Genomic DNA, 14,127 nt, shown 5'->3' on the forward strand with positions numbered 1-14,127 from the left:
ATAAAAAGTAAGCATGCGCGTATGAGACAATACGCGCATTCACATCACACTAAACTGATTCGGTCAGTGGCACAGCACGATTTTCCAATAACACCGGGATACCTTCAGTGATCGGATAAGCAAGTTTATCTGCCTTACAAATCAACTGCTGCGTCGTTTTATCGTACTCAAGTTTTCCCTTACACACAGGGCAAGCCACTATATCTAACAATTTTTTATCGAATGCCATGGAAGTTTCCTTATTTAGCTGCAGCCACTTCACGAAGACGTGCGAGCAGCTGTTCATCAAATTGTGGGGATAGCTTGGCATCGACCGCCAAATACCACCAGTTTTCTTGTGCAAAATCGCGACATTTAACCGCATCTTTTTCTGTCATCAACAGTGGCAAGCCTTGGGCTAAATCACCTAACTGGGTTTTATCGTAGGCCTGATGGTCATCAAAACCATGGCAGAAGGCCAGTTGATAGCCTTGTGCGCGCAACGATTCAAAGAAACGCGCTGGATTACCTATGCCCGCCATCGCAACGAGCGGCTGAGACTTATCGAAAGTATATTCACCAGACGTCGCATCACATTTAACAGGCTTCACTGCCGTAGGTGTCAGTTGCATTTCGAACTGCCCTTTTGCCGCTGGGCCGCCATTACTGACGATAAAATCCACGGTATCGAGACGCCACGCGCCTTCACGCAATGGACCTGCTGGCAATAGCAAGCCATTGCCTAAACCGCGCTGACCATCAATTACCACCAGCTCAATATCGCGTGCCAGAGCATAATGCTGTAGGCCATCGTCACAGATGATGACATCAACACCAAACTCAGCAATAAGCGCGTTGGCCGCATCGACCCGTTTAGCGCCAACCACCATAGGCACTTGAGTACGCGCCACTATCATGGCAGGTTCATCACCCACCTCTGCCGCACTTGCACCTAAGCAAACCGATTTAACGCCTTGAATATCAACACCGTAACCACGACTGATCACACCGGGGTGAAATCCATGTTGGCGCAGCAATTCAATCAGATAAATCACAGTTGGCGTCTTACCGCTGCCACCGACGGTAATATTACCGACGACGATGACAGGTACAGGCATTACAGTTTGTGATTTCATCCCGAGGTGAAACAAAGCGCGGCGCACATAAGTGATAACCGCGAATAAGCCAGATAACGGTAACAAGAGCCATCGCAGTGGATGGCCCTGATACCAGATTTTATTCACTAAGGCCTGCATCTAACTACCAAATTGCATTTGGTATAATTTGGCGTACATGCCATCTAATTCCAATAGTGATTGGTGCGTCCCGCGCTCGACAATCCGCCCCTGATCGACTACTAAAATCTGATCGGCACTCTCGATGGTCGACAACCTGTGGGCGATCACTACAGATGTGCGGTTTTGTCTGAGGTTATCTAACCCTTTTTGAATGGCTTTTTCTGACTCAGTATCCAGTGCAGAGGTCGCTTCATCGAGGATCAACACAGGCGCATCACGCAACATAGCGCGCGCAATCGCAATCCGCTGCCTTTGACCACCGGACAATAACACACCATTCTCACCCACTTGGGTATCAAGGCCTTGGGGCAGCTGATCAATAAACTCCATCGCATAGGCCAAGGTCGCAGCTTCAATGATCTGCTCACGAGTCGCCTCACCGGGATAGGCGTAGGCGATGTTGTTGGCAATCGTATCGTTGAATAAGGTCACCTGTTGCGATACCAGTGCCACTTGATTGCGCAGCGATTTTAGCGAGTAATCGTAGATACTGACGTCATCAAGCAGAATATCGCCGGATTCAAGGCCCGTATAAAAACGGGTCACTAAACTCGCAATAGTCGACTTACCTGAGCCAGAACGTCCAACTAAGGCTAAGGTTTGCCCGGGTTTGACTTCAAAATCGACATTCTCAAGTGCACGACGATCTTGGCTGTCATAGGTAAAACACACATTATCAAAACGTAGATGACCCTTAGCACGCTCGACAGTATAAGTTCCCGTATCGGACTCTGGCAGCGTATCCAGTAATTCAAACACTGTGGTACAAGCCGCAATACCCCGTTGAAATTCGGCATTCACTCGGGTTAAGTTTTTGATGGGTTGTAACATGGCCATCATGGCGCCAAGAATCGTCGCGAAGGTACCCGCGGTAAGATCGGCTTTCATGCTGTCTAAGCTTGCCGCATAAAGTACAAAGGCTAAGGCGAATGAGCCAATAATCATGATCAAAGGCTGACTAATGGCTTGTGCCACAGCTAACTTCATATTTTGATGGCGGTTTTGATCGTTTACTTTAGCAAAACGGGTTGCTTCTGTTTCCTGTCCACCAAAGGCCAATACGTTTTTATGGCCCTTAATCATTTGCTCAGTTGTGGCACTCACGCCGCCCATGGCGGTTTGAATTTGCTTAGAAACCTTACGGAAACGACGACTAACCACCGCAATGACCATGCCCATGATAGGACCAATCACAAGAATACAGAGGGATAGCTTCCAAGAGTTATAGAACATCAGCACCAGCATACCAAACACAGTCACACTATCGCGGACGATGGAAATCAAAGCACTTCCCGATGCTCGAGCGATTTGCTCAGTATCAAAAGTCACTTTTGAGATCAAGTTACCGGTATTTTCCTTATCCATATAACTGACAGGCAGGCTCAGATAATGCTCAAACACTTGCTGACGCATGTCCATGATCAAACGCGCACTCATGTATGAAATGCCGTAGGTCGAGACAAAGTTGGCAAAACCGCGCAGGGAAAACATGACGATAACCACAAGCGGCGCCATCATTAGCACGTCGTTGTTCGCGTGGAAACCTTCACTGGTTGGCAATGCTATGCCGTTGGTGACCGCAGCGGGTGCGCCGCCGGAAAAGCCCTTATCAATAAAGGGGCCGATGAAAGCGATAAAGGCGGCATCGACGAGACCATAAATAATTAATCCCGCAACTGAAAGCATAAACATGCCTTTCATCTGTTTTATATAGCCCAGTAATCGTTTGAAAACTGTCCACATTTCGTCTTTAGGAGATGTTGTCATTGATAACACTAAATTATGGCAAAGTAGGCATTCTACTCTGGATTAATCAAGTCACCAAATCTAAACAGAGAGTTGTACCAAAATGGCGCTAAATCACCACGATAGGTCTTAACCTCTCGCTCAGACTGCTGAAAAATCACACTAATCTGCCCTTCTATACCTGTAGTTAGGCCCATAATCTCCCGTTGCTGATAACGTTCAACCACTGTGGATTTTGGAAACCCCCAGCGATTAGCAAAACCAGCAGGAAACAAGACTAACTTGGGGGCAACAGCATCAATAAAGGCTTCAGTTGACGAGGTTTTACTACCGTGGTGGGGCGCAATGAGCACCTCACTTTGTAACTCATACTCACCACTTAGGGCACGACTTAATAGCGAAGTTTCGATTTGCTTTTCGATATCCCCCGTAAGCAGTAGACTCTGCCTGTCATCATCAATGCGTATAACACAGGAACCATTATTACCCGCTAACGCTTGAGGCGGAGAAAGCAAATTCAAGCTCAGCCCTTGCCATTGAATCTGCTTTGGACGGCAATCTTGGCCGCTAAAGCCAGCCACGTCTGTGATCACTAAAGCCTTAGGGTAAGCCTCAATCAAAACAGGGGCACCACCTGCATGATCGTTATCGCTATGGCTGATAACAATATAATCAATCTCTTGAATGCCTTTAGCTTTTAGGAAAGGTAATATCACCCGCTCCGCATAACTAAAGTCATCACCAAAGGCGGCACCGGTGTCGTAGACCAGCCCTCTACCATTCTTTTCAATAACCACAGCTAAACCTTGGCCCACATCCAGTAAATGCATAGCCCATCGATTATTTTGAAAGGGTGACCACAGCGTAATACAGAAAAGCAAAGCGGGAATAAACAGTAAACTCAGCAGGCTTAACCAAGAAGTATAATTTTTATTTTTAGGCACATAGCGCCATAACACACCACCGATGAGCGCGTATAACCCAAAGGCTAATATCGTATCTGAAAGCGCTAACCAATGGGCTGGCAATTGCTGGCTTATGTCTAGCAACTGCGCATAGGGTGATAAACTCCAATCACTTAGGCGAAGCAGTCCCAACCAAGAGAACCCAAACGCAGTTCCAAACCACCAGCATATAAATCCCGCCATGGCTAATGGGATAACAACAAAACTAAACCATGGCACAGCTAGGATATTCATCCACAAGCTGTGTAAACTCACACCACCAAAGAGTGCTCCTTGCAGTAATCCAAGCCCAAGGCTCAGGCGCCATTGGATAGCCCAAAATTGCAAAAGCCCCGCGCCTACACGCGTCCTTCGAGTCGACACAGCCGTAAACTCTTTGGGCTGGATGACTAAGGTATATAAAATCACCCCTAAAGCACAAAACGACAGCCAAAAGCCCGCACTTAAACAAGCAAGCGGGTCGAGTAACAATACGACAAACAATGCAAACAGCAAGCGCTCCCACGCAGTAGAAAATCGCTTTAATAAACTCAGTAGCATTAACAGTAAAATCATCACGAGTGCACGCTGAGTCGACACACCAAAGCCTGCAAGATAAGCATAAAATGCGGCGCCTATACCTGCCGCGACTAACGCAAAAGTCATATTCCGTCGACTCTGATGTGACACTAAACGACTCAATCCAAACAAAAGGCAAGCGTATACCCATGCCGCGACAACGGAGAGGTGCAAACCGGAAATCGCCACTAAATGGCCAGTGCCAGTCTGCCTTAGTGCTTGCCAACGAGCTTGTGAGATCAAATGCTTATCCCCCAAAAGCAAAGCGAGTAAAATGTCACCTTGAGGTAAAGAGGCTAATTCAGGTGTCAATGCGCTTATGAGGTCATTACGCAATGAAGGCGAAACCGCAAGTAACTGCGCCTCAATCACTCGTCCTTTACCGACAACATGTTGACTGATTAATTGTTTTTGTTCGTTGTAGCCGCCTTGATTTAGCACGCTAGCAATGCTCTTAGGTGTCAACGTAAACAGCCAAACCTGACCCACATCGACTTCTGGCGGATCTTTCCACGTGAGTCGCAATTTTGCGTTTGGCCCTAAGATTAAATTTGGTTTAATGAGCGATATATCCAAACTTAGCCAGTCGCTGTTTCGACTAACTAGTGATATGATTTCGCCCCTTACCTGTATAGGTTGTTGTAACACTGGCAAATCCTGCCTAGATAATCCTAAGCAAAAACCAGTTAGCCATGCTACCGCAAAGAGCCCACCTGCACAGACAGGGATTTTTCGGTGTAAGATTAACGCCCCAACAACAAGGTAGGGTATGTAACTGACTGGCGGCAGCGAAGGCCATAACATCGCTGATAATAAGATGGCACTAAAGCCAAACATGAATCGATTCATAGTGAATTAAGTTAAGACAGCAATTTCAGCATATGCCAAAAAAATTAATTAAAAGATTTATGCCTAAGCCTGAAACCTTGCGTGAGCATAAACACTTACGCATGTTCGGACGCTTGTTACATAATCCCAATCTATGGGCACTTAATCGAAAATCCGCCCCAGGCGCATTTGCCGTAGGGTTATTTGTCGCTTGGATCCCCATGCCATTTCAGATGGTTGTTGCAGCGGCTTTTGCCATTCTATTTAACGTTAATATTCCTGTTTCAGTTGCATTAGTATGGATAACCAATCCCTTAACTATGCCAGTGATGTTTTATGGGGCGTATTTACTCGGTGCTAAAATACTCGGCCATGCTCCGCAAGATTTTGCCTTCGAAGCAAGTTGGCAATGGATTGAAGCATCGCTTGCGACTATAGGTCCGGCATTCTTACTCGGGTGTCTCGTGCTAGGAGTGGTTTTTTCCGCTGTCGGTTATTTGCTGATTAATAATCTGTGGAAATATTCAATTATGTTTAAGTGGCAGAAACGCAAGAATAAATAATCTTTTATATTCAAACCGCTTATGTTGGTACAACGATTGAGTCGAGGTAACAGCATAAGCGGATTAACACATTCGCTCTCGCTTCCCTTTTGTTCATCATATAAATCACCTTCTACAATACAACCACATTAACTCCACTTTGCGCCGAATTTAAGATCGTACATATCTGTGAATTAAATCACACAGCGGCGCCTAGCTTTTCCCTAAAAACAGATTTTTGCTGTTACTATTTATAAAAACATCAAGTAGGGAATATCCATGCCTTTTTATCATCAATATGGTTCTAAAAGCCTTAAAGCCGTTGAACACTTAGTCCTATTTATTATTGCCATTGCCACCGTTGTCGCAATAGGCCAAGAAATTGTGCATATCATCTCTGTACGTATGGTCGCACTGGCCGATTTACTCTTGTTATTTATTTTCTTAGAAGTGTTAGCCATGGTGGCTAACTACTATGAATCCGGTAAGTTACCAGTACGTATGCCGCTTTATATTGCGATTGTCGCCTTGGCCCGTTACCTAATCTTAGATATGAAGAGCATGGAAGACTGGCGTATCGCAGCAATATCATTATCGACGCTAATTTTAGCGGCAACCGTGATTGTGATTCGTTGGGGCCAATTAAAAATGCCTTATCCAAAAAATCAAGAATACGACAATTAATCAAATACCTGAGTTGGTGCTATTGAAACCTAAATCAATGGCACCTGCTGTTCTCGTTTTAAAACTATTATCAAAGACCTAGCTTTCACATTGGTATTCTGCCAAAAAGCAATTATGCTAGTTTTACTGAGATCAATAATTTACGGGGCAATTGAGTTATGGGTGACCATACTACTGGTTTTGAAGAAAAACGCACATCACTGCGAGTCGACATGGAAGCAGAGCGCGTGGTCTTGAATTGGATCGACACTCAAGGCATGAAGCAAACAGATGAAGGTGTGTGTATCGACTTAGCAAGACGCGGCATTTTATTCGATTATAAAAATCCGTTTGCACTCGGGGAACTCATCGAAGTGACCTTTAATCCCAATTCAACCCAACAAAATACCGTTAAAGGACAAGTCTGCCGTTGCGCGAGATGCCATGACCAAAGCTACCATATTGCTATGCAACTGCTTTAATTTAACTTAAATTTCGCAGCTTTAATGGCTCTGTTCTACACTCAATGAATTGAACAATTCATTAAGGGGCGTCAGTATGATCTTGCTGGTAGGTGGTGAAAAAGGTGGTAGCGGAAAAAGTTGTCTCGCTCAAAATCTTGCCGTTTATATTAAGCAAAAATTTCAGGCAAACGTCCTCATGGTCGATTGTGATCCCCAACGCACGACTTCAGATTGGATCCAAGCAAGAAATAATGATCCAAGCCTCCCAAGTATTAATTGCATCCAACTTTACGGCAAGATTCGTAATGATTTACTCAGCCTCAATGAGCGTTTTGACTACGTAATTGTAGATTGTGGTGGCCAAGATAACTTAGCCATGCGCGCAGCTATGTCGGTAGCGACTTATGTTGTGATCCCCCTCAGACCCAAAAGACGCGATCTCAAAACATTACCCCACATGGAAGACATGCTAAGTACGTGTAAGATGGTGAATCCTAAAATGATCGCGACTATAGTGCTAACCCAATGTCCAGCGCTTCCTACACAGTTTAAACGCATTTTAGAAGCCAAAGATGTGGTGCAATCCTTTGGACTAAGAGTGCTAAATTCAGTTACATTTTGCCGAAATATTTATGATGACAGTGAAGAAAGAGGCTCTTCAGTCGTCGAAATAGAACCCGATGGAAAAGCAGCCGATGAGATCCGCGCCATCGCGGATGAGTTATTCGCAATGCCACCAGAAAATAGCTATGAGCTTAACTGATCTTAAACGTAAGAAACCTAAGCAAATCATCAAGCCGGTTTCTGTCGATGATTTCATTGAAGATGCCAATAACTACGCTTTAGGTAAGGCGAGTTTATTAGCTGCGCCCACCACACAAACCATAGTTAAGGGCTTAGATAAAAAATCGACTAAGATTTATCGCCACGCGACCTTTACCCTCACTGAAAACAGTATTTCTCAGCTTGACGCCCTATCGAAATCCACCAATATTGCAAAATCTCGATTACTGCGTATTTTGATCAATGAATTTACCCAACTCACCCCCGCACAGCAGGAGCAAATTGCAAATAAGCGCCACGATGAGACCTGAGCTTCAACAAAACGATTACACGTCTAAGCGGCTAAAAACCAATCAATAAAATACAACAAAATAAAATGAGTACGCTATGGCACTGTGTATTATACCAATAATATTAAATAGTTAGCCATTTCAGAGCCTCACTAGCATCTCAATCCAAGGCGCATTGATGCAGAAATGATCATTCACTTTTAAGTAATGCAACACCGGAGTGGAATGCCTGTGGCTCCCGAAGGGCGGCTGATGTTTATGGCATCGCGCTTTATACTGCGTTTAAGGCTTTTGACAGAGCACCACTATGCCTTCAAGCCTTTTCCTTGTCTAAAGCGAGTTAAATTCCCGCTGAATGAACAGATATTTAATACGATGGATATTAATGCTCACACTTTCGCCCAGCTACAAGTTGAATACCTTGGGACGTTTCGTAAAACTTACCTTTACCTATAAGTAACTCAATTAATGCTTCGGCACTCAAATCAGTTGCACTACAAGTATGGTATCGAGCCGCCGAGCCAAACTTTTGCTCCATCATGGAAATTAATTCAGGCTTTATAATAGCGGCCCCTTGAGCTACCATCAGCGCCATAACATCATGACCGTGAACAGAATTGGACATATGTCCTCCTAAAGATGCAATATTATTGTTCTTTATATCCTAACGGTTAAATTCGAACCCTGATCTCGCGCACAAACTTTCAAATGGGGACGACTGCGCCGACATCTGTGACGATAATGTGAGCCATTATGTCTTTGATCCTATTACTGACCCAACAGATGTCGCTGTACTTAGTGATCGTTTACTTAGTCAGTAAAACGCCACTGTTTAAACTGTTTGCCGAAACGTCTCCTCGTCTGCCACATAAGATTTTTATGTATCTGATTTTTTCGAGTTTCTGCATCATGGCCACTTATTTTGGTGAGCAAACCTCGGGAGCGATTGCCAACACTCGTGCTATGGGCGCAGTTTTAGGCGGATTATTAGGAGGACCGGTTACTGGTTTTCTGGTGGGGCTGACTGGTGGGCTACACCGCTACAGTATGGGCGGTTTTACTGATATAGCCTGCGCTATCTCCACCACCTTAGAAGGCTTATCCGCTGGGATGATAAGCTTCTACTTAAGACGCGCAGATAAAAGTGAGCTCATCTACAATCCATTACTCGTTTGCCTAGTGACTTTTTATGCTGAAATGATGCAAATGAGCATCATACTTTTGGTTGCACGTCCCTTCGATGATGCATGGGAATTGGTACGTCAAATCGCGCCGCCCATGTTGTTAGTGAACTCCGTGGGAGCGGCACTCTTTATGAGCATGATCCGTGACCAAAAAACCATGTTTGATAAACTCTCATCGAGCTTTTCGACTAAGGCATTAAAAATTGCCGAACGCAGTGTCGGATTACTATCCAAAGGATTTAACGAAGAAAGTAGTAGTCACGTCGCCCAAATCGTCATCGAAGAAACCAATGTGGGTGCAGTGGCCATCACGGACAGAGAAAAACTGTTAGCCTTTATTGGCATAGGCGCCGATCACCATCTCCCTGGTACACCGATTTCATCCAAAATCACCTTAGAAGCCATCAATCAAAATAAGGTCATGTTCGCCGATGGCGTTGAAACGCCCTATGCATGCTCTATTTCTTCTCATTGCCGTCTAGGGTCAAGTCTAGTGATCCCGCTGCGCAGTGATACCGAAGTCATTGGCACGATTAAACTCTATGAGCCTAAGAATAAACTTTTTTTGAATATCAACCGTACTTTAGGTGAAGGTATTGCCCGCCTGTTATCGAACCAAATTCTTTATGGGCGTTTTGAGCAACAGCAAAATCTACTGACTCAAGCCGAACTTAAATTGCTGCAGGCTCAGGTCAATCCGCACTTTTTATTTAATGCACTGAATACCATTAGCGCGATTATCAAACGTGATCCTGATATGTCTAAGCAGCTATTGCAGCAGTTATCGCAATTTTTACGGATCAATTTAAAGCGAACGACAGGCTTAGTGACGCTTGGGGATGAGCTAGATCACATAGCGTCCTATCTCACCATTGAAAAAGCGCGTTTTATTGATAAATTACAAGTCAGTATCGCGATACCTGAATCACTCTACCACTGTAAAGTCCCCGCCTTTACCCTGCAGCCAATTATTGAGAATGCCGTAAAGCACGGCACTTCGCACATGATTGAGCAAGGGCAGATTAAAGTAACTGGCAAGCTCGAAAATGATGTGCTGGAGCTAGAAGTCACAGACAATGCCGGGTTGTATCAGCCCATTGAGGGCTCAGAAGGCCTAGGGATGAACTTAGTGCATAAGCGAATTCAGAATATTTTTGGCGAACAATACGGCGTGACAGTGGAGTGCGAGCCCGATCAATTGACTCGTGTCACCATAAGATTGCCCATAGAAAGCCCTGAAACATCAAATATGGATACCCGCACGTGATCACTTGTTTAATTGTCGATGATGAGCTGTTTGCTCGTGAAGAATTAGCTGACCTTTTGGGGCAAGAACACGACATCCAAATCGTCGGTCAATGCGCCAATGCTATTGAGGCATTACAGAGCATAACCAAAGAAAAACCTCAGTTAATCTTTCTTGATATCCAAATGCCACGCATTTCGGGCATGGAACTTATTACAATGCTCGACCCCGATGACATGCCGAAAATCGTGTTTGTCACCGCCTACGACGAGTTTGCCGTCAAAGCCTTCGACAATCATGCCTTCGATTATTTACTCAAACCCATAGATGCCGACAGACTCAGTAAAACCCTCACTCGCGTGCGTAAAAATCTAACGCCTCAGGCTATGGACTCCATTACCCCAAAGAGTCTTGAACATATTCCCTGCTACAGCGGCAATAAACTCAAAGTCATTGCAATCCAAGATGTGGAATATGTGTTCAGTGACTTAAGCGGCATCCATGTGGCCAGCACGAAAGGCAAAGTCCATACCCAGTTGACCTTGAAAGTGTTCGAAGAAAAAACCCCACTGGTGCGCTGCCATCGGCAGTATTTGATTTCACCTAAGGCGATTGCTGAAATTGAGCTGTTAGATACAGGGGCTGAAGTCACCACTCTTTTAGGCGATAAAGTACCCGTATCACGCCGCTATCTTAAAAGCCTTAAACAGCTATTTGGCTTTCAATAAACACAATCCAAAAGTCATCTTAGCGACGTATTTTTAGCCATAAGATGGCCAACAGCACTCACCGTTAACATAAAATGGTAACCACTTAAGCTCGCCTATTGCCGCTCACACTGCATTTTCGACCACTCATTGAGATTACAAAGTTTTATATCAACAACTTGTTTACACTCGCCAGAACTCAAATGGGGAGATAACAAAAATGATGTGGTTCCTACTCTGTGTCGGTCTACTGATCGGCGGCTACTTTATCTACGGCGCCTTTGTCGAGAAAGTCTTCGGCATTAACGCTAATCGTCAAACACCCGCTTTCAGTCAAACTGATGGCGTCGACTTTGTGCCTATGTCTAAAGGCAAAGTCTATCTAATTCAATTATTAAACATTGCAGGCGTAGGCCCAATCTTTGGTCCTATCTTAGGTGCACTCTATGGTCCTGCAGCCATGTTGTGGATTGTGGTTGGCTGTATCTTTGCAGGTGCAGTACATGACTACTTCTCCGGTATGTTGTCAGTGCGCAATGGCGGTCAATCCGTGCCAAACCTTGCGGGTAAGTATTTAGGTAAGAGCGCCAAACACTTCATGAACGTGTTTGCTATTGTGCTGTTACTGCTCGTCGGTGTGGTCTTTATCTCTGCGCCTGCTGGCTTACTTGGCAAGCTTACCGGTTGGGATGTCAGTATCTTCGTTGGCATAATCTTCATCTATTACCTGATTGCAACTGTGGTACCTGTCGATAAAATTATCGGTCGTCTGTACCCTTTCTTTGGCGCTTTATTGTTCTTCATGTCGTTTGGTTTAGCTTTCGCAATTATGCTATCAAGCGAGCACACCTTACTGCCTAACGTACAAGCGGGCGATTTCTTCCAAAACTTAAATCCGAACGACATGCCACTTTGGCCTGCCCTATTCATCACTATTGCCTGTGGCGCGGTATCGGGTTTCCATGCGACTCAATCACCGTTAATGGCCCGTTGCGTTGAAAACGAGACTAATGGTCGCTTCGTCTTCTTTGGCGCCATGATTGGCGAAGGCATTATCGCATTGCTTTGGTGTGCCATCGCGTTGTCTTACTTTGGCGGAGTAGAAGGGTTAAGTGCGGGCATGTCAGGTAACCCTGCCAACGTCGTCTATGAGGCCTCTACTGGTCTGTTAGGCGCTATTGGTGGCTTTATGGCTATCCTAGGGGTGATTATTCTGCCGATTACCTCAGGCGATACGGCTTTCCGCTCTGCGCGTTTGATTCTGGCTGAATTTTTCAATATGCCACAAATCTCACTACCAAAGCGCTTAGTGTTAGCTCTCCCACTGTTTGTTATCGGCGGCATATTGACCCAAGTGGACTTTGGTGTGATTTGGCGCTACTTCGGTGTAGCAAACCAAGCCACTGCAGTATTAATGCTGTGGACGGCTTCGGCTTACCTGCTACGACATAACAAACTACATTGGATTGCGACAATTCCAGCGATGTTTATGACCACTGTGGTTATCACCTTCCTACTGAACTCGTCAACCTTAGGTGCCGGTTTACCTATGACGGTATCAACCATAGCGGGCATAGTCACAACCTTAGTGATTACAGCACTCTTGATTGTGAAAACCAAAGGTAAAGGCGAAATTGATTTACCGGTTGAAACTGAGCTTAAAGAGACAGTCAAAGACTAGTCAAACAGTCCAAATGACCAACCTAAAACAGGCGCTTTATTGCGCCTGTTTTGATCATACTGCTCCACCAATAACAGCTATCACAGGTTTGAGCTAGCAAGGTATTCAAGCTTGACTCGATACCATTGCACACTGTATCAGGCATACAAAACTGCTATACTCCCGCCATAGCACACTGCAACATGCATAATATGAATCAATCGAATAACCCGCTCCACGGCATTAAACTGGAAACGATCATCACTTATTTAGTCGAGAAATACGGCTGGGAAGAATTAGGTGAAAGAATTAATATCCGCTGTTTTACCCACGATCCCAGCATCAAATCCAGTTTACGTTTTTTGAGAAAAACAGAGTGGGCGCGGGATAAAGTCGAATATCTTTATTTAAGAGCCAACAAATTACCCTTGCCGCCACCTAAAGCGGAAGCGAGTCAAACAGCTAAGAAGCCTGCGGCAAAAATCGCGACTAAAAAGCCCACTCAAACCGCTCCTGAAAAGCCGGCTAAAAGCGATAAACCTAGCACAGATGACAAAATAAATAGCCATATTTGGGGTAACAGTTAATCTTCGCCCTCTGCAGCCATAAAACGTGAACAGCCCTCACTTAAGGGCTGTATTGTCATCAGCTCTATCGCGCTTTTTGCCAAATAAGCCAAAAATTAGCTTCAGCTTTTCAATTAATGGCCGATAGCGATTTGAGTATCAACACCGTTTGCATCTAATGGAGTATGGAATGAGCATTAATGGAATAAACAGTGCCACAATCGGCTCAACTTTCACTCCGGTATCGGGCGCATATATCGCAGCAACTCCTGCCACAACAAAAACGGCGACTAATGAATCGACAGCAGATGCGCAGGATACTCAAGACACAGTCTCCATTTCTTCAGCCGGCCGCGCCGCATTGTCCGCAGATGTAGGTGCCCCTTTAAGAGACAATGCTGCAGCCAAAAAAGATGGAATAGAAAATGATGCGTCAGAAGAGCCCATGACGTTAATCGACCAACAGATCCAGAAAATAAAGGAGCAGATCAAAGCACTACAAAAAATGCTGGCCAAACTTAAAGGAGATGACTCTGAGGTTGCAGAGCAACAACGTAAGTTAATCCAAGAACAAATAATGCAGCTAAGTAGTCAAATAGCGACCTTGACTGATAAGAAGATGCGCGACGCGCAAAAGTCAGCTTAGGC

General features: G+C 44.9%; 16 protein-coding genes. 11 read left to right on the forward strand and 5 right to left on the reverse strand.

Features of this window, described 5'->3' with window-relative positions; translation table 11 throughout:
- Window positions 1-49: 49 nt before the first annotated feature.
- From L5L91_RS01350 to L5L91_RS01365, 4 genes are read right to left on the reverse strand one after another with little or no spacing between them, the layout of a single operon-like run.
- Entirely contained in the window at window positions 50-229 is a 180-nt protein-coding gene (locus L5L91_RS01350; protein ID WP_006081200.1) for a Trm112 family protein, read from the reverse strand.
- A gap of 10 nt (window positions 230-239) precedes the next feature.
- Entirely contained in the window at window positions 240-1,235 is a 996-nt protein-coding gene (gene lpxK, locus L5L91_RS01355) for a tetraacyldisaccharide 4'-kinase (RefSeq protein ID WP_263235509.1), read from the reverse strand.
- On the reverse strand, window positions 1,236-3,044 hold the full coding sequence (gene msbA / locus L5L91_RS01360; protein ID WP_105252892.1) for a lipid A export permease/ATP-binding protein MsbA: 1,809 nt from the start codon (window positions 3,042-3,044) through the stop codon (window positions 1,236-1,238).
- A 32-nt stretch (window positions 3,045-3,076) separates the two neighbouring features.
- Window positions 3,077-5,395 (reverse strand): DNA internalization-related competence protein ComEC/Rec2, encoded by a 2,319-nt coding sequence (locus L5L91_RS01365; RefSeq protein ID WP_263171098.1) that lies wholly within the window; start codon window positions 5,393-5,395, stop codon window positions 3,077-3,079.
- Window positions 5,396-5,427: 32 nt separating this feature from the next.
- On the opposite strand from L5L91_RS01365, the gene L5L91_RS01370 reads away from it, so the two are divergent.
- The 6 genes from L5L91_RS01370 to L5L91_RS01395 all read left to right on the forward strand — a co-directional run bounded on the left by L5L91_RS01370 (window position 5,428) and on the right by L5L91_RS01395 (window position 8,572).
- A complete protein-coding gene (locus L5L91_RS01370) occupies window positions 5,428-5,937 on the forward strand; it encodes a DUF2062 domain-containing protein (protein ID WP_028760402.1) in 510 nt (169 codons plus the stop codon).
- Window positions 5,938-6,195: 258 nt separating this feature from the next.
- Window positions 6,196-6,600 (forward strand): phosphate-starvation-inducible protein PsiE, encoded by a 405-nt coding sequence (locus L5L91_RS01375; RefSeq protein WP_028760403.1) that lies wholly within the window; start codon window positions 6,196-6,198, stop codon window positions 6,598-6,600.
- 158 nt (window positions 6,601-6,758) lie between these two features.
- Window positions 6,759-7,061 carry a PilZ domain-containing protein gene (locus L5L91_RS01380; protein ID WP_105252894.1) on the forward strand — a complete coding sequence of 101 codons (303 nt, stop codon included), beginning with the start codon at window positions 6,759-6,761 and terminating at the stop codon, window positions 7,059-7,061.
- A 76-nt stretch (window positions 7,062-7,137) separates the two neighbouring features.
- Complete coding sequence (locus L5L91_RS01385; RefSeq protein ID WP_028760405.1) at window positions 7,138-7,806, forward strand: AAA family ATPase; 669 nt, start codon at window positions 7,138-7,140, stop codon at window positions 7,804-7,806.
- Entirely contained in the window at window positions 7,793-8,137 is a 345-nt protein-coding gene (locus tag L5L91_RS01390) for a replication protein RepA (RefSeq protein WP_263235511.1), read from the forward strand. The genes L5L91_RS01385 and L5L91_RS01390 overlap by 14 nt, the downstream gene beginning before the upstream one ends.
- Before the next feature lie 237 nt (window positions 8,138-8,374).
- Window positions 8,375-8,572 (forward strand): hypothetical protein, encoded by a 198-nt coding sequence (locus tag L5L91_RS01395; protein ID WP_263223057.1) that lies wholly within the window; start codon window positions 8,375-8,377, stop codon window positions 8,570-8,572.
- Here the strand turns inward: L5L91_RS01395 and L5L91_RS01400 are convergent.
- On the reverse strand, window positions 8,499-8,741 hold the full coding sequence (locus tag L5L91_RS01400) for a YecH family metal-binding protein (protein ID WP_028760407.1): 243 nt from the start codon (window positions 8,739-8,741) through the stop codon (window positions 8,499-8,501). The two genes, L5L91_RS01395 and L5L91_RS01400, sit on opposite strands and share 74 nt — an antisense overlap.
- A 128-nt stretch (window positions 8,742-8,869) precedes the next feature.
- On the opposite strand from L5L91_RS01400, the gene L5L91_RS01405 reads away from it, so the two are divergent.
- The 5 genes from L5L91_RS01405 to L5L91_RS01425 all read left to right on the forward strand — a co-directional run bounded on the left by L5L91_RS01405 (window position 8,870) and on the right by L5L91_RS01425 (window position 14,125).
- A complete protein-coding gene (locus L5L91_RS01405) occupies window positions 8,870-10,567 on the forward strand; it encodes a sensor histidine kinase (protein ID WP_263186264.1) in 1,698 nt (565 codons plus the stop codon).
- Window positions 10,564-11,274, forward strand: a complete 711-nt coding sequence (gene btsR, locus L5L91_RS01410; RefSeq protein WP_263235513.1) for a two-component system response regulator BtsR — start codon at window positions 10,564-10,566, stop codon at window positions 11,272-11,274. Before L5L91_RS01405 ends, btsR begins: the two co-directional genes overlap by 4 nt.
- Before the next feature lie 199 nt (window positions 11,275-11,473).
- Window positions 11,474-12,934 carry a carbon starvation protein A gene (locus tag L5L91_RS01415; RefSeq protein ID WP_263235515.1) on the forward strand — a complete coding sequence of 487 codons (1,461 nt, stop codon included), beginning with the start codon at window positions 11,474-11,476 and terminating at the stop codon, window positions 12,932-12,934.
- Between the two features lie 182 nt (window positions 12,935-13,116).
- Complete coding sequence (locus tag L5L91_RS01420) at window positions 13,117-13,500, forward strand: VF530 family protein (protein ID WP_263235516.1); 384 nt, start codon at window positions 13,117-13,119, stop codon at window positions 13,498-13,500.
- Between the two features lie 169 nt (window positions 13,501-13,669).
- Entirely contained in the window at window positions 13,670-14,125 is a 456-nt protein-coding gene (locus tag L5L91_RS01425; protein ID WP_263175935.1) for a FlxA-like family protein, read from the forward strand.
- Window positions 14,126-14,127 lie beyond the last annotated feature (2 nt).

This window comes from Shewanella sp. SM55 (genome assembly GCF_025654025.1).
Lineage (GTDB): Bacteria > Pseudomonadota > Gammaproteobacteria > Enterobacterales > Shewanellaceae > Shewanella > Shewanella oncorhynchi.

Coding starts and splice junctions, on each gene's coding strand:
- L5L91_RS01370 (WP_028760402.1), top strand. CDS start 5,428: ATGCCAAAAAAATTAATTAAAAGATTTATGCCTAAGCCTGAAACCTTG.
- L5L91_RS01420 (WP_263235516.1), top strand. CDS start 13,117: ATGCATAATATGAATCAATCGAATAACCCGCTCCACGGCATTAAACTG.
- L5L91_RS01350 (WP_006081200.1), bottom strand. CDS start 229: ATGGCATTCGATAAAAAATTGTTAGATATAGTGGCTTGCCCTGTGTGT.
- L5L91_RS01395 (WP_263223057.1), top strand. CDS start 8,375: ATGGCATCGCGCTTTATACTGCGTTTAAGGCTTTTGACAGAGCACCAC.
- L5L91_RS01405 (WP_263186264.1), top strand. CDS start 8,870: ATGTCTTTGATCCTATTACTGACCCAACAGATGTCGCTGTACTTAGTG.
- lpxK (WP_263235509.1), bottom strand. CDS start 1,235: ATGCAGGCCTTAGTGAATAAAATCTGGTATCAGGGCCATCCACTGCGA.
- L5L91_RS01380 (WP_105252894.1), top strand. CDS start 6,759: ATGGGTGACCATACTACTGGTTTTGAAGAAAAACGCACATCACTGCGA.
- L5L91_RS01385 (WP_028760405.1), top strand. CDS start 7,138: ATGATCTTGCTGGTAGGTGGTGAAAAAGGTGGTAGCGGAAAAAGTTGT.
- L5L91_RS01415 (WP_263235515.1), top strand. CDS start 11,474: ATGATGTGGTTCCTACTCTGTGTCGGTCTACTGATCGGCGGCTACTTT.
- L5L91_RS01400 (WP_028760407.1), bottom strand. CDS start 8,741: ATGTCCAATTCTGTTCACGGTCATGATGTTATGGCGCTGATGGTAGCT.
- L5L91_RS01390 (WP_263235511.1), top strand. CDS start 7,793: ATGAGCTTAACTGATCTTAAACGTAAGAAACCTAAGCAAATCATCAAG.
- L5L91_RS01375 (WP_028760403.1), top strand. CDS start 6,196: ATGCCTTTTTATCATCAATATGGTTCTAAAAGCCTTAAAGCCGTTGAA.
- msbA (WP_105252892.1), bottom strand. CDS start 3,044: ATGACAACATCTCCTAAAGACGAAATGTGGACAGTTTTCAAACGATTA.
- L5L91_RS01365 (WP_263171098.1), bottom strand. CDS start 5,395: ATGAATCGATTCATGTTTGGCTTTAGTGCCATCTTATTATCAGCGATG.
- L5L91_RS01425 (WP_263175935.1), top strand. CDS start 13,670: ATGAGCATTAATGGAATAAACAGTGCCACAATCGGCTCAACTTTCACT.